Here is a 21,760-nt window from a genome sequence, read left to right on the forward strand (position 1 = left end):
AGTCATATGAATTATGAAATCTTTTACAAAGGAATAGCGGCATCCATTGTCTATTCTATAATCGGAATTGTCGTTTTTATATTTGCTTATTGGGTTATAGAGAGGTTAACACCTGAAAAATCATGGCAAGAAATCGTTAAAAACAAAAATATTGCATTAGCGATTGTTTTTGCTGCATTCATTCTAGGTATATCGATTATTATTGCGGCAGCTATTCATGGATAAAAAAAAGAATCTGCCCATATTTCTGCTGATATCTGTTTTCATAATTGCTACATGTGGTCTTATTTATGAGCTGGTTGCAGGTGCATTAGCTAGTTATTTGTTAGGAGATTCTGTAAAACAATTTTCATTTATTATTGGGACCTATCTTTTTGCGATGGGCGTGGGTTCGTTTTTTGCTAAGTATATTGTTAAAAATCTTTTAGACCGATTTATAGATATCGAGTTGTTGATTGGAATAATTGGTGGAACTAGTTCTGTTATTTTATTTCTGTTATTTCAACAAGTTGAACACTTCCAGTTGATCTTATATCTTTTTGTTTTTTTAACAGGATGTCTTAGCGGAATGGAAATACCGCTGTTAATGAATATTTTAAAAGATCGTGTCAACTTTAGAGACTTGGTTTCTAATGTCTTCACTTTTGATTATATCGGTGCTCTTATTGCCTCTGTATTATTTCCAATATTACTCATTCCGAAACTTGGGGTAATGGGGACATCATTATTTTTTGGAATTATCAATGTTACTGTTGGCATATTTCTCTCTTTTTATCTGAGTAAACAACTTAAAAATCCAATTATTCTTAAAATAAAGTCACTTGTATGCTTTATTATTTTGATTAGTTTGTTTTTTTACTCAAATGAACTGTTAAAATATTCCGAGAATCAGCTATACAGTACCAATGTTATTTATAAACACTCTACACCATATCAACGTATTGTACTGACTGAGGCAAAAGGAGAATATCAGCTGTTCTTAAATAATAATCTACAATTCAATACAAAGGACGAATATCGATATCATGAAACGTTGGTCCACCCAGCGATGTCTATTGCTAAAAGTCCAAAGAAAGTACTTGTTTTAGGAGGGGGTGACGGGCTTGCAGTAAGAGAAATTTTAAAATATTCTTCTGTAGAAAAAGTAGTGCTTGTTGATCTGGATGAGGGAATGACAAAATTGTTCCAGACAAATGAACTGTTGAGAAAGCATAATGCTAATGCATTGAACAATTCTCATGTTGAGGTTATAAATAGGGATGCGTTTCTTTGGGTGAAAGAAGCAAAAGATAAATTTGATGTGATGATTATCGATTTTCCTGATCCATCTAATTATAGTTTGGGAAAACTCTATACAAACAATTTTTACAAAAGCCTATATCCACTAATGGAGCCTCAGTGTATTGTTGCTGTTCAAACAACATCTCCATATTTTGCACCAAAATCTTATTGGTGCATTTATGAGACTATCGCATCTGTTTTTCCGAATAATTTGGCCTATCATACTTATGTTCCTTCTTTTGGCGAATGGGGATTTAACCTCTTCTCACCCGATATGAGAGTCAATTTTAATCGCGTAAACCAGCGTGTTCCAAATTTGAAGTATTATGATTATAATCTTCAGAAGATGACCGATTTTCCAAGTGATATGAAAGCTGTAGATGTGGAAATAAATCGTTTAGATAATCAGATTTTAGTACGGTATTTTGATGAGGAGTGGAGTAAAATATAAAGAATCCAGGCGATCATTTGTTAAAAATAGTATTTTATTGACTTTAGGAAGTTATTTTTTATCTTCTTGTAAAAGGAGAATGAATACCATATTTCTAAAATTAACGGGAACAAACCATATTTTAGGCCACAAACTACGGTTTCCGGATTTTCCAAATATTAGTGAGACAATGGAGATTCCAGTTTTGATAATAGGAGGTGGGATTGCAGGGCTTACAGCCGGATATACATTAAATAAGCGTGGTGGGAAAGATTTTCTTCTTGTAGAATTAGAGGCTGAGACGGGAGGGAATGCAAAGAGTGGAGAAAATAAGTATTCTAAATATCCGCTTGGAGCTCATTATTTACCACTTCCAAATGCTTCTAATGTTGAGTTGATTGATTTTTTATTTGATGTAGGAGTTATAATTGGCCGAGATGAGAATGACAATCCAATTTTTGACGAAGAGCAACTGTCCTTTGCTCCACAGGAACGTTTATTTATCAAAAATTATTGGCAGGAAGGTATTGTACCGCAATATGGAAGTAGTGATGCTGATCAACAAGAGCTTACAAGGTTTCTGCATAAGATGGAAGAGTTTCAAGCCTTGAAAGATCAAAATGGCCATTATATTTTTAATATTCCAATGTGCTATTCTTCACCTGAAAAATTTGATTTAGGCCTTGATCAAATAACCATGGAAGAGTGGTTACGAAAAGAAGGTTATACTTCGAGCTATCTTCATGAATATCTTAATTATTGCTGTAGGGATGACTATGGTACTGGAATAAAATATACCGCTGCATTTGCGGTGATTCACTATTTTGCCGCTCGAAAGCACGATTTTAAAAAATATGAAGATGCTGTACTTACGTGGCAAGAAGGAAATGGTCGATTAGCCAAGTTATTGGCTGAAAGCTTCGAAAATCAAATTCTGAAACAACATATGGTTTACAAAATAACGGTAAATGAAAGTAATGTTGAAGTGTTGCTGTTCGATGCGCAGAGAAAGGTGTCAAAAAAAATAATAGCTGAAAAAGTGATTAATTGCTGTCCACAATATGTCAACAAGTACCTATTGCCGCAAAGAGGCAAAAATTTTCAACTGCTACAGTATGCTCCCTGGATTGTTGCAACAGTGGTGTTGCATAAATTTCCTTTTGCTGATGGCGCCAATCTTGCCTGGGAAAACATTATTTTTGGAGCAAAGGGCTTAGGGTATGTATATGCACAGCACCAGAGTTTAGGCCAATTCACAAGTCCATTTGTGATTTCTTATTATCATAGTTTGGATGGTACGGATTTAAATGAACAAAGGCGTAAACTGTATAATCAAACTGATGAGCAATGGAAGGAGTTTATTATTAAGGATCTTTCAATAGCGCATTTTGGTATTGAAGATGAAATCATTTCGATAGAGATTTTTAGGCATGGCCATGGCATGGTTTCCCCAATTCCGGGTTATTTGTCTTCTGAATATAGAAAACAGCTGACTCTACCAATTGCTAACAAGATTTTCTTTGCTCATTCTGATTTAAGTGGAGTTTCTATTTTTGAAGAAGCTTTTTATCAAGGAAGGGGTGCTGTAGATGATATGCTTGATAATTGGGAAGCATAATGTTCAACTTTTTTGAAGAATTGTTTATTACAGCTATCTATAGCCTATCGCAATTAATGATTTGATAAAACTCGATGTGAATACTATCTTTGGTTATGCACAAGCTCAGAATTACGAACATCATTCCGCGTGAAAATCACAATGTAACCATTAATTTCGAACCAGTATCAGGGGAGTTTCCAACTTATAAAGCTGGTCAATTTTTGACTTTATCTTTTGAATTTGCTAATCGGGAGCTGAGGAGATCGTATTCTTTTAGTAGTTCACCAGATGTCGATGAACCCTTAAGTATTACGGTTAAGCGGGTTGAGAATGGTGAGATTTCCCGTTTTTTACACCATAAAATTCAGGAGGGAGATATTGTGGATGCATTAGATCCACAAGGTCTGTTTATTTATGAACCTATTGAAGATAGCGAACGTACCGTATTTTTATTCGCTGCAGGTATTGGTATTACTCCTTTATTCTCCATCTTGAAGTCTGCGTTGGTTCGGGAAAGTAAATCAAAGATAGTGCTGGCTTATAGCAATAGCTCTCCAGAGGTAACTCCTTTTAAAGAAGAACTACAGGAATGGGCAAAAAAATATCCGGATCGTCTTCAGATCATTTGGATTTATTCAAATAGTAAAAATCTGATGACAGCACGATTGAATAGAGATTATATCCTTTCAATTTTGAAAAATCATTTGCCAGCTCCACATCAGGATGTTCTGTTTTACACCTGTGGTCCAGTGATCTATATGGACTTGTGTCGTTTCACTTTGTTGGGGATGGGGTTTGATGAATCTCAAATCAAACGGGAGACCTTTTTGCTTCCTGAAAATGAAGAAGACGATGATGATGAAACAGAAAAAGAGGTGGATAAGACGACTTACTCCATCAAATTAAACTTTCAAGGCCAAAGCTATCATTTAGATATTCCTTATAATAAATCTATTCTAGATGTGGGTTTGGAAAACAAGATTAAGCTTCCATATTCCTGCAAGTCGGGTATGTGCAGTACATGTATATCAAATTGCTCCCAAGGAAAAGTGCGTATGTCGTATAATGAGGTACTGACAGATCGTGAAGTTGAAAATGGCCGTATTTTACTTTGTACGGGGCATCCAATTGAACCAGATACGATTATCGATGTGTTTTAGTACAATCATTAGCCGTTATTTAGTGGTTCATGTTAAAATTAAATACGCTTAGGCCATTTTCTTTTGAGCTCCGTTGATAATGGTTCGGATATTGATTCGTGTTGGTTCGGGGATGCTAGGGAGCTGGTTCGGGATTCGTTCGATGGTTATTTTGCATTTGTTTGTCTTCTTATCGAAAAGGAGTCGAAGTACAGTCGAACAGGAGTCGAATGAAAGGCGGAGGTGTATCCTAGTAAATACCTATCAATGCAGAGCCGTTGTCGAGTAGAGTATGGACTTTCACGGACTTTCACGGACTTGTACGGACTTTCAAGGAGTTCTCTTCACGAATTTAACGGAGTATAAAAGCTGATGTCTATGTTTGAATCTTTTAGATTTATTGATGTTTCTCGTAATGGCTACAACCCTGATTAGCATTTTTATTAGATTTAATACCTGATTATACCTATACATCTATTGTTTACAAATCAATTTCTTGAGCTGATTTATTTTACATAATTTTCGTTAGATTTGATTCAAACCAAATGAATCAGAATAATGAGTAATTTACTTTGGAAGCCTTCTGTTGCTTATCAACAGGAATCTTCTTTATACCAGTTTAAGCAATTTGTAGAACAGAAACGACAATTTAAGATGGATTCTTATCCTATACTTTGGGACTGGTCAGTTTCAAATCTGGAGGAATTCTGGGAAGATATCGCCGCGTTTTTTGACGTAATTTTTCATACTCCTCACCAAGAAATTTTTCAAGCTTCTTCACAAGGATTTATTGGTTCTAAATGGTTTGAAGGTGCCACTTTAAATTATGCGGAACATATTTTCCGAAAATCTACTGCAGAACGGCCAGCTCTTTTGTTCCAGGAGGAGAATAAGCCCCTTCAGAGCATTTCTTGGGACGAACTGGAAGGAATGGTTAGTTCATTGCAACGGTTCTTGATAGGGCAGGGTATAGAGCAAGGGGATCGTGTTGTGGGTGTGTTGAGAAACAGTCCGGCTTCTATCGCTCTTTTTTTAGCCGCAAACAGTATTGGCGCTATCTGGTCATGTTGTTCTCCAGATTTTGGATCTTCAAGTATATTGGAACGATTTTCTCAGGTGACACCAAAGCTTTTGTTCGCAGATGCTGCATACAGCTATAACGGCAAATTATTTGATCTTAAAGCTTCGATGATTGATCTATCTTCAAATCTAGAAAGTCTGGTGCACGATGTCGTTTTTGTGGATGAGCAGGTCTGGAAGGATGTGCTATCACAAGAGACAGGAGTGCCTTTGCGTTTTACAGCTGTACCTTTTGACCATCCAATTTGGATTTTATACTCTTCTGGTACGACAGGTAAGCCTAAGGCAATTACGCACAGCTGTGGTGGTATTTTATTGGAGCATTTTAAAGCATTGGCTTTACATCAAAATGTGCAAGAAGGGGAGCGATTTATCTGGTATGCAACTACCGGTTGGATGATGTGGAACTATGCGCTTTCTTCCTTATTACTGGGGGCTACGCTTTGTATTTATGAGGGTTCATTGGTCTATCCTGAAAAGTTATCTTTTTGGAATTTTATTGGACAGCAGGAGATTGACCATGTGGGGGCTGGCGCCGCCTATTATATCGCCAATCAGCATATTGAATTGACGCAACCTCGTTTTCAACCCAAAACGATTGGTTCAACAGGCTCTCCATTGCCTCCGCAGACCTTTTCCTGGTTACAAAAGCAATTTCCCCAAGCGCAGATTGTTTCACTGAGTGGCGGTACAGATGTCTGTAGTGCATTTTTATCTGGAAATCCTTTATTACCTGTCTATGCCGGTGAAATACAGTGTTTAACCTTAGGGTCAAAGATTGAAGCCTATAATGAAAATGGAGAATCAGTGAAAAATGAAGTAGGTGAACTGGTTATAACGCTCCCTATGCCATCAATGCCCATATATTTTTGGAATGATCTTGATAATGAAAAGTATCAGGAGAGCTATTTTGAAAAATACCCAGGAGTGTGGTGTCATGGCGACTGGATCAAATTTACGGAACATCAGGGTGTTATTGTTTATGGCCGTTCTGATGCTACTTTGAATCGAGGTGGCGTACGAATTGGGACTGCTGAAATCTATAATATATTGAACAGCTTTTCTGAGGTTGAGGATAGTTTAATAATTTGTCTAGATCAGGAAGACGGAACGTCTACCATGCCACTGTATGTGCAAATGAAACATGGGATCTCTTTAACTGATGATCTGAAAACTGCCATCAAATTAAAGTTAAGAAAGAGCTATAGTCCGCGTCATGTGCCTGATGATATCATTGCGGTACCAACGATACCTTACACCCTTAGTGGTAAGAAATTGGAGATTCCTGTAAAAAAAATAATGATGGGAACTCCGCTGGAGAAAGCGGTGAGCGTCGCTGTATTAAGAGATCCGAAGTCTCTTGATTTTTGGGTCAAATCATTATTGGATAGTGAGTAATGTTCTTTATTTAAATAGTTACTGTATATAATAAATAATGCCCCGAATTAAAAAACGGGGCATTATTATCACATATTACTTTTATAAGTGGTATGCTAGGAAATCAGGTTTGGATGACACCAACATTGTAGCGTTCAGTAATTGGATTATGATTTGCAGCTTCTATACCGAGACTAATAACACTTCTCGTTTCATCAGGTCTGATTACTCCATCGACCCAAATACGGGCAGCCGCGTAATAGGGGCTGAGCTGTTCCAAATAACGCTTCTTAATATCATCTAGCAGTGTGTTCTTCTCTTCTTCAGATATTTCTATGCCTTTTGATTTTAAGGCAGATTCTTGAATCTGTAAGAGGGTATTACCAGCAGCAGCGCCGCTCATAACAGCCATCTGCGCCGTAGGCCAAGCATATATGAGTCTAGGATCGTATGCCTTACCGCACATCGCATAATTTCCAGCTCCGTAACTGTTACCGATGATAAAGGTAAACTTGGGCACAACGGAATTTGCCATCGCATTGACCATCTTAGCTCCATCTTTGATGATTCCGCCCTGTTCGGAGCGACTACCGACCATGAAACCTGTTACATCTTGAAGAAATACCAGTGGAATTAATTGTTGATTACAGTTCATGATAAAGCGTGCAGCCTTATCTGCAGAATCACTGTATATTACGCCACCCATCTGCATTTCAACAGCACCAGCTGGTTTCTTTGCTTTAACAATTTCACGTTGGTTTGCAACGATTCCTACTGCCCATCCGTCAATACGGGCAAGACCACAGACAATCGTTTTGCCATAATCCTGTTTATATTCTTCAAAAGTACCTTCGTCAACTAAAGCTTCTAAAAGCTTGTGCATGGAATACGGTTTTGTGCGATCTAAAGGCAATATTTCTGCAATTTCGGAGCTCTGACGTAAAGGCGCCTTGGCTTCTTTACGATTAAATCCTGCTTTTGGATGCGCACCAAGTTTATCCATAACACCTTTTATAGCATCAAGACAGCTAGCTTCATCTGGAAATTTATTGTCTGTAACGCCAGAAATAACAGAATGTGTGCTTGCGCCTCCTAATGTTTCGGCATCAACAGTCTCACCGATAGCAGATTTGACCAGATAGGGGCCAGCTAAAAATACAGAGCCAGTTCCTTCGACGATAAATGCATAGTCGGACATGATCGGTAGATAGGCACCTCCCGCAACACAACTACCCATTATAGCGGCTATTTGAGGTATGCCCATAGAGGACATTTTAGCATTATTTCTAAAAATGCGTCCAAAATGCTCTTTATCAGGGAATATTTGATCCTGCATCGGTAAAAAGACACCTGCAGAATCGACCAGGTATATGATGGGAATTTTGTTCTCCATAGCAATTTCTTGCGCACGTAGATTTTTCTTGCAGCTAATGGGGAACCATGCACCAGCCTTTACAGTTGCATCATTAGAGACAATGACGCATAATTCGTCTTTAACATACCCTAGAACACAGACAACACCTGCATTTGGACAACCGCCTTCTTCGGGGTACATATTGTCTCCCGCAAACTGGGCAATTTCAACATAAGCTTTGTGATCATCTAGGAGGTATTCGACACGCTCCCATGCGGTGAGCTTTCCTTTGGCTTTTAATTTTTTGATTTTATCTTCGCCACCTCCCAAGCGAAGTGCTGCTCTTTTTAGTTCTAACTCTACAATTAGTTCATTCATGTTATAATTGGATTTTAAGCATGTCAAATTCAGAATTTGATAATATGAGATAAATTTAACATTATATTTTGAGTTTCTCTAAAAAAAGATGTTATAATTTTGTTATTATTGTAAATAACAGAATTCCAATTATAAATTAAAGATTACATTTATGTTTATTGAAAATGAACAACAAATGATGATGATTCGCCAAAGTGCTAGAGACTTTGCTGAAACTCATATTCGTCCCTACATCATGGAGTGGGATGAAGCACAAACATTTCCTGCACCTTTATTTAAGAAGCTCGGCGAGCATGGCTTTATGGGCATTATTGTACCGGAAGCTTATGGTGGATCTGGCTTTGGATACCAGGAATATATAACCGTTTTGGACGAGATTTCCAAAGTTTGTGGTTCCATAGGACTTTCGGTAGCGGCACATAATTCATTGTGTACAAATCATATATTGAGTTTCGCAAATGAAAGTCAGAAGCAAAAATATCTACCAAAATTGGCAACAGGAGAATGGCTGGGAGCTTGGGGTTTAACAGAAACGGGTTCGGGGTCTGATGCTGGAGGATTAGCGACTGTTGCGGTTCGCGACGGTGATTATTTTGTGCTGAATGGTTCTAAAAACTTCATCACACATGCCATTAGCTCGGACGTAGCTGTTGTACTTGCCCGTACCGGTGAGAAAGGTGACAAAAAGGGTGTTACTGCTTTTATTGTCGAGAAGGGGACGGAAGGTTTTTCTGCAGGTAAAAAGGAAAATAAATTAGGGATGCGTGCTTCAGAGACCGCATGTTTGTTTTTCGATAATTGTCGTATTCATCAGGATCAGATGGTCGGTGAAGAGGGGCAGGGTTTTGTTCAGGCATTGAAACTATTGGATGGTGGCCGTATTTCTATCGCTGCTTTATCATTGGGTATTGCTCGTGGTGCTTATGAATGTGCGTTAAAGTATGCAAACGAAAGAGAACAGTTCAATCAGAAGATCTTTGAATTTCAGGCGGTTGGATTTAAGCTTGCAGAGATGGCTACAGAAATTCAGGCAGCAGAGCTGCTGACCCGTCAAGCGGGATTTATGAAAGATCGTGGTGAACGCATTTCTAAAATAGGAGCAATGGCAAAGCTATACGCTTCAGAAACGGCAGTTTCGGTTTCTAATGAATCTGTTCAGATTTTTGGAGGATATGGCTTTACAAAAGATTATCCTGCTGAAAAGTTCTTTAGAGACGCAAAATTATGTACAATCGGGGAAGGTACGTCGAGTATACAGAAGATGGTTATTTCTCGGGAAATTCAAAAAGATGCCTAAAAAAGAAGATATAATTTTGGTAGAATGTCCCAGGGATGCCATTCAAGGGATATCACATGTGATTCCAACGGAAAAAAAAGTTAAGTATTTGAACATGTTGCTTGAAAGCGAACTGTTTGACTGGCTTGACTGTGGATCGTTTGTTTCTCCAAAAGCTGTTCCGCAATTGGCGGATACTGAAGAAGTGCTTCGTCAGCTGAATACGTCCGGTAAAACGAAGCTGCTTGGGATCATTGCTAATGAACAAGGTGCTCTACGAGCTGTGAAATCGGATAATCTCACTTATTTGGGATATCCTTTTTCCATCTCTGAGGTTTTTCAGCAACGAAATACAAATGCTTCTATCGTTGATTCATTTGAACGTCTGAAAGGTATTGTGGAAATTGCACATCAACACAAAAAAGAAATGGTGGTGTATATATCCATGGCTTTTGGAAATCCATTTGGTGATTTTTGGAGTAATGAGCTCGTGCTTGATTGGATGGACAAGATTGCTGCCCTAGGGGTGGTGGAATTCTCTTTGGCCGACACAACTTCTGAAGCAACATTGCCACAGATAACACAACTTTTTGAACAGGCATTACAACGGTTTGCAACCTTAAATATTGGTGCACATTTTCATTCTCCTAAGGCAAGTAGTCTAGATAAAATCAATGCCGCTTACCTTGCTGGATGTCGAAAATTTGATGGTGCTATTTTAGGATACGGAGGCTGTCCGTTTGCCGAAGATGAGTTGGTAGGGAATATTCCGACGGAAGATTTGATATATTATTTTGAGCGAAATGGGCAGGATAAAATATTGACCTTTGGTGGTGAATTTATTAATTTAATAGCATAAAGTCAGAAGTTTATGAGTGGTCATTTGAATTATAAGTTTATTAAAGTGAAACAGGCCGATCATGTTTTTCATTTGACCTTGGCCCGTCCTGAAAAACGAAATGCTTTTACACCGTTGATGATCGATGAGATCTATCATGCCATACAAATGGCAGATTCAGATCCGGATGTTAGGGTGCTTATTCTCGACGCGGAAGGTCCTGTATTTTGTGCGGGCATGGATTTGAAAGCTTTTGAAAATCCAGATGTTTCGGAGCTGGCAAAGACGGTTCCACATGTTGATTTGTCTTTGGGAGAAGTCATGTCACAATTGAATAAACCTTCGATCGCAGTGCTCGAAGGAAATGTGGTTGCGGGAGGTTTTTTAATGATTCTGGAATGCACCTATGTTATTGCGAAGTCGACCGTTCAGTTCTCTTTACCAGAAGTGCAGTTAGGATTGTTTCCTTTTCAGGTTTTGGCGGGTCTGCTTAAGCATTTGCCCCATAACAAAGCAATGGATCTATGCATTCGTCCAGAGCTGATTTCGGCTCAAGAAATGAAAAATATGGGTTTAGTTTTTGAACTGATGGATCAGAAGCCCGATATGTTGTCCGATTTGATCAATAAGCTGACTTCTGTTGCGCCATTAGCAGTTAAGATGGGCTTTGAGTCGGCGAGGCAATTAGAAGGGCTTAGAAAGGCTGATCAGTATGCTTTTCTTCTTGAGCAGTTGCAAAAGCTGAGGACAAGCCATGATTTTAAAGAAGGAATGGCCGCACGTATAGAAAAAAGACCTCCAAATTGGAAAGGCGAATAGTTGTTTTTAAAACATTCTGAAGCTAGGTCTACTCGTTAAAGGTGAAAATTCCCACGGGATAGAAGTAAAGATAATGCATATAGCCCAAGCAGTGTAGATAAATATCGTTTTGAATTTAGCTACACTGCTTTGTTGTTTACGAGCCTTTATATATCCAATGGTAAACACTAAAATGCCAATAGTCATCATGGTGATGTGTTCCATTCCAAAAAAACGTACCTGACGCAGTTTGATGGATTCATTAAAATTTTCGATAAAATACTGTACGATCGGACTTTCAAAATAGAGTGTTAATCCTACTATAAACTGTATGTAAAGTAAGATTAACGTTACTATCCGAAGCATATAATCATACGGTTTCATGTGATACTTTTTTTTCCAGCCCATATAGGCACGCACTAATAATGCGGTGAGACAAACGACGATCATCCATCTGCTAGCCGAATGTAGGGCAAGAAAAAAATTGTAAAGCATGCTTTTTCTATTTTAAGATCGAAAATTCAATAAATGACGAATTGTTGTGATCATGAAAAATACGATGCGTTGCTTTCCTGTAGTCGCTTGCTTTGGCTTCATAATCTTCAAAAAACTGCTGTGGATTACGTTCTGCAATTGGAAACCACGTATTTTGTACCTGAATCATGATGCGGTGTCCTTTTTTGAACGTATGCGCTACATCTGGCATGCTATAGTTAACCGCCGTAACAAAGCCGGGTTGCATAGGTTCTGCCTTCTCAAATCCATTCCGATATTTTCCTGCCATAATTTCACCGCGGACCAGCATTTGGTAGCCATCCATTACTTTATTGTTGGAAGATGGGCTGTTTGCAGGGTAGACATCAATTAGTTTTACGACATAATCTGCGTCTGTTCCAGAGGTTGATACTTTTAGGAAGTTTTTAACGGGGCCAACTATTGTGATATCTTCGTTTAAAGGTTCTGTTTGATAAACCATAACATCGGGTCTAGATGAGGCGAAACGCTGGTCGTCGATCATGTACTCACGTGTCCTGCTCTCCATAACACCACCTTGATAAGGCACAGGTTTGTTAGGATCACTAACATATTCATCCCAAGAATCTGTACGTCCTACTTTTTCAAACCCAAGTTTGCCTTGAGGTTGTAGGTAGAGTTTTTTGTCCTCTACATCTTTTGGAGGCCATTTATCAAATGATTTCCATTGGTTGCTTCCTGTTACAAAGATATTCGCTTCTGCACCTTTAAAATCACCTTTCCCTTTCAGATAATAATTGAAAAAGGGTAGTTCAAATTTTTCCTGATACGTCACACTTGTTTTCTGGTCAAATTGAATATCACCAAAAGAGCTACCGTCACCACGCACCCAGCCTCCGTGAAACCAGGGGCCAGCCACGAGGATCGAATTATTCTTTGGGTTTTGTTTTTCGATCGCTTTGTAAGTTTCAAATGTTCCGTAGGCATCTTCGGCATCAAAAAAGCCTCCAACTACCATAACGGCTGGTTTAACATCGGTTAAATGCGGTAATATCTCTCTATCTTTCCAGAATTGATCATAATGAGGGTGTGCGAAAACATCATTCCAAAACTTGACGGAATCGGCAAAGTAGGTATCTTTCAAATCTTTGGCTGTTCCTGCGTTCATGTAAAACTGATAAACATCTTTCGAAGGATACTGAAAGGTCTTAGGCGCTTGATCTGGGGTAATGGGTTTAGGTCTAGGAATACCGAAGCTGGACATGAATTTAAATGCATCTCCTGTGAAAAGTACGCCATTATGATGAAAGTCATCGCCCAGGTACCAGTTTGTTACCGGAGCTTGAGGTGATACTGCTTTTAATGATGGATGTGTTTTCGTAAGACTTACTGTGGAATAAAATCCTGGATAAGAAATGCCGTACATACCTGCTTTACCATTGTAGTTCTTTAGGTTTTTGCTAAGCCATTCTAGTAAGTCATAGGTATCCGTACTTTCATCAATATCTTTTTTTCCTTTTTTTAAGTTTGTCGGTCTAATGTCTTCAAAGGTTCCTTCGCTCATCCATTTGCCCCGTACATCTTGGTAAACAAAGATATAACCTTCTAAAGTCATTGCCGGGAAATTCCCTAACGTCTCTTTGTATTTATCTTCACCATAAGGGCTTACGGTATAAGGGGTGCGGTTTAATAAAACAGGATATTGCTGGTTTTTGTCTTTTGGTGTGTAGATCGTGGTAAATAATTTGACCCCATCACGCATCGGAACTGAAATTTCCTTTTTATCATAATTCTTTTTAACATAGTCTGTTTCGAGGATTGCCTGAGCTTTTACTTGAAATGAAAAGGTTGTTGCAAGCGCTGAAAAAGCTAAAAATACTTTGTTCATGGTATTAGATTAATTTTACGATAGGACAAGATAAGAAAAATGAATAAAGACTGGATTAAAAAAAGGCCAGATTAAATATCATGATTTAATTTGGCCTTTTTTAATAACAGTTATCTGTTCTAGAGAGAGGAAAGGAATACCCTAGCTTCTCAATATTCTAATCTTTTTGCCTTTAATTTTACCGAGGTTAGAATGTTTAAGTATGGTGCTAACTAAAGAGCGTTTGACAGCAACGAAAGATTCTCTGTCTTTAACTTCAATAATACCGACATCACTTTTTTCTATTCCCTCGAGGTTAAGTAAAAAACCAACGAGATCAATTTTGTTGACTTTATCTTTTTTACCTGCTGAAAAGTATAGGGTAGCGAAATCAGAGTTTTCAGGTAGCTTATATTCACCATCGATTTCTTCGATTGCGATATCATCCGCCACATAGGGATAATCTTCGTCAGGTTTTAAGATGATAAAGACTTTTCCTTTTGCTTGCATACGTGCTGTTCTACCATTTCTATGTGTGAAATCATCTTCACGGTAAGGTAACTGGTAATGGATAATGGCATCGATCTCAGGGATATCAAGTCCTCGGGCAGCGAGGTCGGTCGTGATCAAGATATGATTGCTATTGTTTCTAAATTTCAAGAGTGCCAGCTCGCGATCACTTTGTTCCAGTCCGCCGTGGAATACATCATGTATGATATCACGGTTTTGTAGCAATTCGCTGATGTGGTCAACAGCATCGCGGTGATTACAAAAGATAAGTACTTTTTGATTACCTATTTTGCATAGCAATTGAAACAGCGCTTCTAATTTTTTATGGATTGGAGCGACAATCTTTTTTATCGTTAACGCTGGTGCACTTTGTATGTGACTTAGAAAATTAACCTCTGTTGCTGTAGAAATGCCTGTGAAATCAGGTATTTCTTTCATTGCGGTAGCCGATGTTAAGATGCTTGTCTCTAAGTTAGTTAAGTAGTCAATTATAAAAGACATTTGATCCTGAAAACCTAATTCCAATGATTTATCAAATTCATCCAAAACCAGCGTCTTGATTTGTGTCGGATCAAAGTGGTTCCCTTCAAGATGATAAACAATACGACCTGGTGTACCAATGAGGATAGCAGGAGGATTCTTTAAATTGTTTCTTTCAGTTTTGGTATCATGACCGCCATAGCAACAGGTGATTTTAAAACCGGTAGCGACTCTTTTTAATACGGATTCAATCTGCAAAGCCAATTCGCGGGTGGGTACAAGGATCAAAGATTGGACGTCAGCTACATCTTTGTTTAATGTTTTCATCAAAGCAAGTGCAAAAGCTAATGTTTTACCTGAACCGGTTGGTGAAAGTAAGATGAGATTTTCTTTTTCTTTGAATTTATCCATGACCTCATTCTGCATGTCATTCAGCGAAGAGATATGGAGTTTTTGTAATATGGCGTCTATTTGCATGTTGCAAAAGTACACAAAGTATTACATAAAAAAAGGTCTACTAAGAGTAGACCCGTTTTATATATGTGGATTCAATTATAATAAAAGAATTCCCTTATCCAGTAGGGATTGTTTTTCCTGTTCATCCCATATACTGACCTGAACTTCACCAATATGTGCTTTTTTTAGCATAAACATGCATACACGTGATTGTCCGATTCCACCACCGATGGCTTCTGGCAACTCATCATTTAACAACATTTTGTGGAATGATAATGCTGCACGTTCAGCATTATTTCTAATTTTAAGCTGTCGCTCTAACGCAGTTTTGTCTACACGTACACCCATAGAAGATAGTTCAAATGCAGTGTTTAAAATAGGATTCCAAACTAAGATATCCCCATTTAATCCATTTGTTCCACTTCCATTTTCAGTACTCCAGTCATCGTAATCTGCTGCACGTCCATCATGAGCTTCGCCATTCGATAAAATTCCACCTATACCATAGATAAATACAGCGCCATGCTCTTTTGCAATGGCATTTTCACGCTCTTTAGGTGTGAATGTTGGATATTTTTGCAACAATTCTTCTGAAGAAATAAAGGTAATCTCTTCAGGTAAAACAGATTTAATATCTGGGTATTGACGTTCTACTTGCTTTTCAGTGAAACGTAAAGCATCATATATTTTTAGAACGGTATCTTGTAGAAAAGAAAATGTCCGCTGTTCTGCGGAGATTGTTTTTTCCCAATCCCATTGATCTACATAGATAGAGTGAATCGGCGTATAGTCCTCATCAGGACGTAATGCGCGCATATCTGTCAATATGCCCTCTCCAACCTCAAGTTCAAGCTCTTTTAATCTTAAGCGCTTCCATTTTGCTAGTGAGTGAACAACAACAGCCTTACGTTCTTGTAGCGCTTTGATAGGGAAGGCTACTGGTCTTTCGATGCCATTTAAATCATCATTTATACCAGTACCATCAAGTACAACCAAAGGTGATGAGATAGGAATCAATCCTAAATTATTTCTAAGTTGTTGTGCAAAAGTATCCTTTACAAAACTAATAGCAACTTCAGTTTTTAATAACTTTCTTTTATCCATGAAATGTATATATATCAAAAAATAGCCTCTTAGTTATCTATTTTTTATTTGTATCTGTTAAGAATCTGTATAGAGTAATACTCAAAACAAATTCTGATTCCCTCAATTTTCCTCAAAAATAGCAATATTTCAGACATAACAAGGTATTGTTGGTAAATTTATTTCCAGATTGATATATTTTTGATGTGATGGCAAGAAATTGCCTGAATTGATGAGATCTTAAAAAATAAGGAGGTCGACATTTTGATATGGCGACCTCCAATATTTTTTATATGTTAGTTTTTTTAAACGGAGAAACTTTCACCGCAAGCACAAGTTCTTGTGGCATTTGGATTATGGAATTCAAATCCTTTACCATCTAATCCATCAGAATAGTCAAGCTCTGTTCCAGCTAGATATAAGAATGACTTGATATCTAAACATACTTTAACACCTTTATCTTCACAAAACTGATCACCTTTTTTTTCTTCGTTATCGAAATGCAGTTTATAGCTTAGGCCTGAACATCCTCCGCTTTCAACAGCAACACGCACAAAATAACTGCTGTCATATTTTTCAGTACTCATTATCTCTTCAATTCGAGATTTTGCTTTGTCTGTAACGGTTACCATATCGCTGAATAATTATATTAATATTGAATAGTACAAATTACGCTAACTTCTTTTTTATTTCCAATACAAATCTGACCCTAAATGTAATAATTAAGTAATAAGACCGGCTTGGAAGAGTTGCCAGATAGGAGAGTTTTGTCTAATTTTTGTCACGGCTTCTGTAATGAGTCTAGTGGTGGTTTCTACTTCTTCTTTTGTTGTCAATCTGCTTATACTGAATCGTACTGTTGCTAAGGCATCTTCTTTTGAAACCCCCATAGCAAGTAGTACGTGAGACGGGTCTCTGGTACCACTAACACATGCAGAACCGGAGGATAATGCTAATTGTGGACAATGGGTCATGAGCTCGCTCGCAAGTAAATGCTTGAAACAGATCGACGTGGTATTAGGTAAACGTGAAGCTGTCTTTGCATGAATATAAGTTGCAGGGATTTTACTTAATGCATTTTCTAAATATTCCCTCAATTGAATCGTATGCTCAAAATCTCTTTCATGATGCTGCATGTGGGTTATTGCTGATCCTAGACCAACAATATTGGGAACATTGTATGTACCTGCCCGAAAACCATTTTCTTGTCCTCCACCTGTAATCAGTGCACTGATTTGGATGGGTTTGGACTTGCGACGGATGAATAATGCGCCAATGCCTTTGGGGCCATGCATTTTGTGAGCACTTAAACACAATATGTCAATAGGGATCTGCCCAAGATCAAGCGGGATTTTGCCAATGTATTGTGTAGCATCACAAAAATATAAACAGTCTTTATCTTTGCATAACATCGCAATTTCCTGAATAGGGTGGATATATCCGGTTTCATTATTTGCGGCCATAATACAGACTAATATGGTCTGTGCCGTAATATGCTCTTCTAGAACACTTAAATCTATTTTTCCAGTGTGATCAACATCAAGGTAGGTAACGAAAGCCCCCTCTTTTTCTAATTGTAGCAGGGTTTCTAAAACAGCTTTGTGCTCTGTTTTGACCGTAATGATATGATTGCCTTTGGATTTATAATTTTTATAAATTCCTTTTAGTACTGTGTTAATGGATTCGGTTGCGCCTGAATTGAAAAAGATCTCTTTAGGTTGACAGTTAAGAGATCGGGCTACCTGTAGACGGGCTTTTTCTATTGCTCCGTTGGCTTCACGCCCCATGCTATGATACACACTGGAGGCATTTGCATAATTATGGATGAAATAGGGTACCATAGCATCCCATACTTCATCCATGATTTTAGTTGTTGCATTATTGTCGAGATAAATTAACTCCTTCATTTTATAAAGGTAAATATTATCTTGTTTATAAAGTCCTTGATGTGGGGTTGATTTCTTTTTGTTTGATATTCGGATTGTAATTCAATCCTGGACTCAACCAGTACATCAGTACCACTCTGGAATAACGGTAGTTGAAAGGACTCAATACAAAAACGGTTACAAGTGCCACAATGGAGTAAAGCCAAAAAGAACTGTCGTTTCCCGTTAGTATATAAGTTGCCACACAAGCTGTTATCATTTCAGCAACGGTAAATGCATAACTCACAAACATTGACACGTAGAAATATCCGGGTTCGCGTTCGTAGCGTAAACCACAATAATCACAATGTGTGTTCATTTTTTGTGTTTTAAAGCCATAAGTATTCCCTGTGAATATTTTTCCTTTACGACAGCGTGGACATAGTGCCTTGCTGGCGGCTTTAAATTCTGATAATTCGTAAGTAGTTTCCTTCTCTTTCATATCTAACTGTTGTTTTTTCTGAATTCATCGGGTGTTAATCCAGTAGCTTTTTTAAAAAATTTAGTAAAATAAGAGTTGTCATTAAAATTCAACTCGATGGCGATCTCATTAATATTGAGATTTTTATTGACCAATAATCGCTTTGCTTCAAGCAATACGCGTTCTCGTATTATTTCTCCTGCTGCACTTCCGATATAAGATTTACAGATGGCATTTAAATGATTAGGAGTAATAAATAGCTGTTCCGCATATGCTTTAGGTAATCTAATCTCTTTAAAATTCTTTTCCACTAAACGCTGGTAATTGTGGAATATGGTATAATTATAAGGATTACTCGTTTTCTCTGTTTTTGTACCATGCCAAGATTCAATCCAAAGCAATAACTGAAGTAAGCTCACCCGGATTAAATCACTAACAGTCGGATTTTTACTTGTCTGATAAAATGCCTCAAATATTTTTACAGCATCTTTTCGATTCGATTCGGGAATTGTAAATACAATCTGATCATTCTGACCACTTAAAAATGAGAAACGATTTAAATAATCTGTTCGTAATAAGAAAGATTGAAAATATTCCGGATCAAAGTTTACTACAAACCCTTCCTCATCACCGTTGAAATTCCAAGTATGAACTTGGCCAGGGGCCATAAAGTAGATTTGATATGCTTCTATTTCATGTTTTTCAAAATCGATCAGGTGATTGCCGGAACCTTTTGTAAAGAGCACAAAATGGTAGAAATTGTGTTTATGCGGAAATACCATATTGTGATGCATCGCGATGTAATCAGCAAGATGATCGACAAATAAGAGGCTGCTCGAATCATTATTGATGGAGCAGTTATCTAATACGGGTATGGTACTTTTCTTTATCACAGTACAAATTTACTTCAAAAATCACATTTGCAACTGATTTAATTATCGATTTTATGGTGTTTTTCAACGATTGATAATTTTATTGTCAATTCGTGACTCAATTGTTATATTTATGAGAAACAAAAACAGATAACAAATGAATAGATTAGAAAGCAGTCTGGATACGTTACTAGAAGTTGTACTTTTAAAGACACCAAGTATTATTACAGGGATTATTATATTAATCGTTGGAAGCTACATTGTCAAGTTTTTACTTGGCCTGATCAGTAGGAGATTTGAAAAGCGTAATGTTGACTTATCAATACGGGGATTTGCGATGAGTATCTTGCGTGTTGTATTTTACGCCCTATTATTCCTAACAGTCGCGAGTACTATGGGAATTGAAACAACTTCCTTTATTGCCGCTTTATCAGCGTTTGGTCTGGCAGCAGGTCTAGCATTGCAGGGCAGTTTAAGTAATTTTGCCGGCGGGGTACTGATTCTTTTATTTAGACCTTTCGAAGTTGGAGACTATGTGAGTAGCAGTAACGGTACATCAGGCACTGTGGAAAGGATTGATATTTTATATACGACGTTAATTGCTGGAGATGGTGTTCGTGTATTTAGTCCAAATGGTCCTTTAGCAAATTCTGTTATTCAAAATTTCACCAAAATTACCAATCGCCGTTTTGAGTATACGGTTGGTATTTCATATGATGCCAATATTAAGGAAGCGCGTGAGATTATTATGGACGTACTTCATAATGATTCACGTATTCTGAAAACTCCTCCAGTTGAGGTTTTTGTGAAAGGGTTGGGAGATAGTTCCGTTAATCTCACCATTCGTGCATGGACAAAAAAGGAAGATTTTTGGCCAGCGAACAATGAAAATCAAGAAGCTATTAAAAATGCTTTGGATAAACATAACATCAGTATTCCTTATCCACAGACCGAGATGCGTATTATTTCGGATCTAAAGGGAGGGCAGGACCGTATTATGAAATCTTAATCGAGTGATCGGACCAAAATAAAGTACCGATAAGCTAATATAGCTTGTTGGTACTTTTTTAGTTTTGAAGGATCTTTCTTTGCATATCGAGGTAAAATCAGTTTATTGATTTTATTGATCAATTTATATATTATTTTCATAAATTTCTCTATTTAAAATTTGAGGCATTTTGATGTGCTTATTAGCGGCGATCAAATTATGAGCTGCCATTAACGCCATATTATCCCTAGCTTCTGTTGTGGCAGATCCGATATGGGGCAATACTGCTACGTTAGGCAAGCTAAGCAGTGGATTGTCAAATGCCATAGGCTCAGGGTTAGTGACATCTAGACCAGCCCCCCACAGTTCTCCGCTTGTTAATGCCGTGTATAAATCTTCTTCTTGATGTAATCCCCCACGGGCTGTATTGATGAAAATAGCTGTGTTTTTCATTCTTTTGAAGGCTTCTTTATTAAATTTCCCTTTCGTCTCTGCTGTAAGATTCGAATGAACCGACAGCACATCACTTCGGGTTAATAATTCATCATAATTTACGTAAGTAGCATCCAAAAGTCGTTTTGCATTACTGTTTGGATGTCTATTGTAATAAATGATATCCATATTATAAGCAGCTTTGGCTTTCCTTGCGAGTTCAAAACCAATACGGCCTAATCCAAAAATTCCTAAAGTCTTTCCATCAAGCTCCACACCGAGATGTTCTGTTAATTCAAAATCTTTCCATTCGTTATTCATGATTTTTCGGTTCATGAAAAACGCTTTTCGCGACACTGCGAGCATTAATAGAAAAGCGATATCAGCAGTTGCATTGGATAACACATCAGGTGTATTGCTTACAGGAATACCATATTTGGTTGCGGCTTTAAGGTCAACACTGTCATATCCGGCACTCATCAATGCTATTCCCTTAAGATGACGACATGTTTCGAAAAATTTTTCATCTAGCAGATTATGTCCGGCGGCAAATAAATAATCTACCTGTTGACAGGCTTTAATTAAATCTGATTGAATAATATTTCCGGGTTCTGTGCGATAGGTGATGTCAAAACCAGCTTGCTGTAAACTATCAATCGCTTTTTGAGGAATTGTTCTGCAGATAAAAACTTTCATACGCT

General features: G+C 37.7%; 19 protein-coding genes. 9 read left to right on the top strand and 10 right to left on the bottom strand.

Annotated elements, in window-relative coordinates; genetic code table 11:
• Positions 1-6 precede the first annotated feature (6 nt).
• From ACFS6I_RS05870 to ACFS6I_RS05890, 5 genes are all read left to right on the top strand, one after another.
• A complete protein-coding gene (locus ACFS6I_RS05870; protein ID WP_108160091.1) occupies positions 7-225 on the top strand; it encodes a DUF350 domain-containing protein in 219 nt (72 codons plus the stop codon).
• Positions 218-1,732 carry a polyamine aminopropyltransferase gene (locus ACFS6I_RS05875; protein ID WP_380918783.1) on the top strand — a complete coding sequence of 505 codons (1,515 nt, stop codon included), beginning with the start codon at positions 218-220 and terminating at the stop codon, positions 1,730-1,732. Before ACFS6I_RS05870 ends, ACFS6I_RS05875 begins: the two co-directional genes overlap by 8 nt.
• A gap of 79 nt (positions 1,733-1,811) precedes the next feature.
• On the top strand, positions 1,812-3,329 hold the full coding sequence (locus ACFS6I_RS05880; RefSeq protein ID WP_380918785.1) for an NAD(P)-binding protein: 1,518 nt from the start codon (positions 1,812-1,814) through the stop codon (positions 3,327-3,329).
• A 95-nt stretch (positions 3,330-3,424) separates the two neighbouring features.
• Complete coding sequence (locus ACFS6I_RS05885) at positions 3,425-4,471, top strand: 2Fe-2S iron-sulfur cluster-binding protein (RefSeq protein ID WP_380918787.1); 1,047 nt, start codon at positions 3,425-3,427, stop codon at positions 4,469-4,471.
• A 537-nt stretch (positions 4,472-5,008) separates the two neighbouring features.
• Entirely contained in the window at positions 5,009-6,928 is a 1,920-nt protein-coding gene (locus tag ACFS6I_RS05890; RefSeq protein ID WP_380918789.1) for an acetoacetate--CoA ligase, read from the top strand.
• 103 nt (positions 6,929-7,031) lie between these two features.
• On the opposite strand, the gene ACFS6I_RS05895 is transcribed toward ACFS6I_RS05890, so the two are convergent.
• Entirely contained in the window at positions 7,032-8,639 is a 1,608-nt protein-coding gene (locus tag ACFS6I_RS05895; RefSeq protein WP_380918791.1) for an acyl-CoA carboxylase subunit beta, read from the bottom strand.
• 151 nt (positions 8,640-8,790) lie between these two features.
• Between ACFS6I_RS05895 and ACFS6I_RS05900 the strand changes: the two genes are divergently transcribed.
• Genes ACFS6I_RS05900 through ACFS6I_RS05910 form a run of 3 tightly spaced genes read left to right on the top strand, consistent with a single transcriptional unit; the run spans position 8,791 to position 11,572 of the window.
• The gene (locus tag ACFS6I_RS05900; protein WP_380918793.1) at positions 8,791-9,936 is read left to right on the top strand and encodes an acyl-CoA dehydrogenase family protein; all 1,146 of its coding nucleotides are present in this window, start codon (positions 8,791-8,793) and stop codon (positions 9,934-9,936) included.
• Positions 9,929-10,774, top strand: a complete 846-nt coding sequence (locus ACFS6I_RS05905; protein WP_380918795.1) for a hydroxymethylglutaryl-CoA lyase — start codon at positions 9,929-9,931, stop codon at positions 10,772-10,774. The genes ACFS6I_RS05900 and ACFS6I_RS05905 overlap by 8 nt, the downstream gene beginning before the upstream one ends.
• 12 nt (positions 10,775-10,786) lie before the next feature.
• Positions 10,787-11,572 (top strand): enoyl-CoA hydratase/isomerase family protein, encoded by a 786-nt coding sequence (locus ACFS6I_RS05910; protein WP_380918797.1) that lies wholly within the window; start codon positions 10,787-10,789, stop codon positions 11,570-11,572.
• 6 nt (positions 11,573-11,578) lie between these two features.
• Here ACFS6I_RS05910 and ACFS6I_RS05915 read toward each other — a convergent pair whose 3' ends face one another.
• From ACFS6I_RS05915 to ACFS6I_RS05950, 8 genes are all read right to left on the bottom strand, one after another.
• A complete protein-coding gene (locus ACFS6I_RS05915; RefSeq protein ID WP_380918799.1) occupies positions 11,579-12,046 on the bottom strand; it encodes a hypothetical protein in 468 nt (155 codons plus the stop codon).
• Between the two features lie 7 nt (positions 12,047-12,053).
• Complete coding sequence (locus ACFS6I_RS05920; RefSeq protein ID WP_380918801.1) at positions 12,054-13,913, bottom strand: CocE/NonD family hydrolase; 1,860 nt, start codon at positions 13,911-13,913, stop codon at positions 12,054-12,056.
• Positions 13,914-14,054: 141 nt separating this feature from the next.
• The gene (locus tag ACFS6I_RS05925) at positions 14,055-15,359 is read right to left on the bottom strand and encodes a DEAD/DEAH box helicase (RefSeq protein ID WP_380918802.1); all 1,305 of its coding nucleotides are present in this window, start codon (positions 15,357-15,359) and stop codon (positions 14,055-14,057) included.
• 75 nt (positions 15,360-15,434) lie between these two features.
• Entirely contained in the window at positions 15,435-16,442 is a 1,008-nt protein-coding gene (asnA, locus tag ACFS6I_RS05930) for an aspartate--ammonia ligase (RefSeq protein WP_380918804.1), read from the bottom strand.
• A 284-nt stretch (positions 16,443-16,726) separates the two neighbouring features.
• A complete protein-coding gene (locus ACFS6I_RS05935; protein ID WP_021189141.1) occupies positions 16,727-17,053 on the bottom strand; it encodes a HesB/IscA family protein in 327 nt (108 codons plus the stop codon).
• A gap of 90 nt (positions 17,054-17,143) precedes the next feature.
• A complete protein-coding gene (locus ACFS6I_RS05940; protein WP_380918807.1) occupies positions 17,144-18,328 on the bottom strand; it encodes a cysteine desulfurase family protein in 1,185 nt (394 codons plus the stop codon).
• 25 nt (positions 18,329-18,353) lie between these two features.
• Entirely contained in the window at positions 18,354-18,788 is a 435-nt protein-coding gene (locus ACFS6I_RS05945) for a DUF983 domain-containing protein (protein ID WP_168126953.1), read from the bottom strand.
• A gap of 2 nt (positions 18,789-18,790) precedes the next feature.
• Positions 18,791-19,660 carry an AraC family transcriptional regulator gene (locus ACFS6I_RS05950; RefSeq protein ID WP_380918809.1) on the bottom strand — a complete coding sequence of 290 codons (870 nt, stop codon included), beginning with the start codon at positions 19,658-19,660 and terminating at the stop codon, positions 18,791-18,793.
• A gap of 136 nt (positions 19,661-19,796) precedes the next feature.
• On the opposite strand from ACFS6I_RS05950, the gene ACFS6I_RS05955 reads away from it, so the two are divergent.
• Positions 19,797-20,648, top strand: a complete 852-nt coding sequence (locus tag ACFS6I_RS05955) for a mechanosensitive ion channel family protein (RefSeq protein ID WP_168126952.1) — start codon at positions 19,797-19,799, stop codon at positions 20,646-20,648.
• Between the two features lie 123 nt (positions 20,649-20,771).
• On the opposite strand, the gene ACFS6I_RS05960 is transcribed toward ACFS6I_RS05955, so the two are convergent.
• Complete coding sequence (locus ACFS6I_RS05960; protein ID WP_380918812.1) at positions 20,772-21,755, bottom strand: 2-hydroxyacid dehydrogenase; 984 nt, start codon at positions 21,753-21,755, stop codon at positions 20,772-20,774.
• Positions 21,756-21,760 lie beyond the last annotated feature (5 nt).

Origin of the sequence: Sphingobacterium anhuiense, assembly GCF_042686355.1 — a bacterium.
In the GTDB taxonomy this organism is placed as follows: Bacteria; Bacteroidota; Bacteroidia; order Sphingobacteriales; family Sphingobacteriaceae; genus Sphingobacterium; species Sphingobacterium anhuiense.

Bases quoted from the DNA above. Each gene is read 5' to 3' on its own strand.
- ACFS6I_RS05905 (WP_380918795.1), top strand. From the start codon at position 9,929: ATGCCTAAAAAAGAAGATATAATTTTGGTAGAATGTCCCAGGGATGCC.
- ACFS6I_RS05925 (WP_380918802.1), bottom strand. From the start codon at position 15,359: ATGCAAATAGACGCCATATTACAAAAACTCCATATCTCTTCGCTGAAT.
- ACFS6I_RS05890 (WP_380918789.1), top strand. From the start codon at position 5,009: ATGAGTAATTTACTTTGGAAGCCTTCTGTTGCTTATCAACAGGAATCT.
- ACFS6I_RS05935 (WP_021189141.1), bottom strand. From the start codon at position 17,053: ATGGTAACCGTTACAGACAAAGCAAAATCTCGAATTGAAGAGATAATG.
- ACFS6I_RS05885 (WP_380918787.1), top strand. From the start codon at position 3,425: ATGCACAAGCTCAGAATTACGAACATCATTCCGCGTGAAAATCACAAT.
- ACFS6I_RS05870 (WP_108160091.1), top strand. From the start codon at position 7: ATGAATTATGAAATCTTTTACAAAGGAATAGCGGCATCCATTGTCTAT.
- ACFS6I_RS05900 (WP_380918793.1), top strand. From the start codon at position 8,791: ATGTTTATTGAAAATGAACAACAAATGATGATGATTCGCCAAAGTGCT.
- asnA (WP_380918804.1), bottom strand. From the start codon at position 16,442: ATGGATAAAAGAAAGTTATTAAAAACTGAAGTTGCTATTAGTTTTGTA.
- ACFS6I_RS05955 (WP_168126952.1), top strand. From the start codon at position 19,797: ATGAATAGATTAGAAAGCAGTCTGGATACGTTACTAGAAGTTGTACTT.
- ACFS6I_RS05915 (WP_380918799.1), bottom strand. From the start codon at position 12,046: ATGCTTTACAATTTTTTTCTTGCCCTACATTCGGCTAGCAGATGGATG.
- ACFS6I_RS05945 (WP_168126953.1), bottom strand. From the start codon at position 18,788: ATGAAAGAGAAGGAAACTACTTACGAATTATCAGAATTTAAAGCCGCC.
- ACFS6I_RS05880 (WP_380918785.1), top strand. From the start codon at position 1,812: ATGAATACCATATTTCTAAAATTAACGGGAACAAACCATATTTTAGGC.
- ACFS6I_RS05910 (WP_380918797.1), top strand. From the start codon at position 10,787: ATGAGTGGTCATTTGAATTATAAGTTTATTAAAGTGAAACAGGCCGAT.
- ACFS6I_RS05875 (WP_380918783.1), top strand. From the start codon at position 218: ATGGATAAAAAAAAGAATCTGCCCATATTTCTGCTGATATCTGTTTTC.
- ACFS6I_RS05940 (WP_380918807.1), bottom strand. From the start codon at position 18,328: ATGAAGGAGTTAATTTATCTCGACAATAATGCAACAACTAAAATCATG.
- ACFS6I_RS05920 (WP_380918801.1), bottom strand. From the start codon at position 13,913: ATGAACAAAGTATTTTTAGCTTTTTCAGCGCTTGCAACAACCTTTTCA.
- ACFS6I_RS05960 (WP_380918812.1), bottom strand. From the start codon at position 21,755: ATGAAAGTTTTTATCTGCAGAACAATTCCTCAAAAAGCGATTGATAGT.
- ACFS6I_RS05895 (WP_380918791.1), bottom strand. From the start codon at position 8,639: ATGAATGAACTAATTGTAGAGTTAGAACTAAAAAGAGCAGCACTTCGC.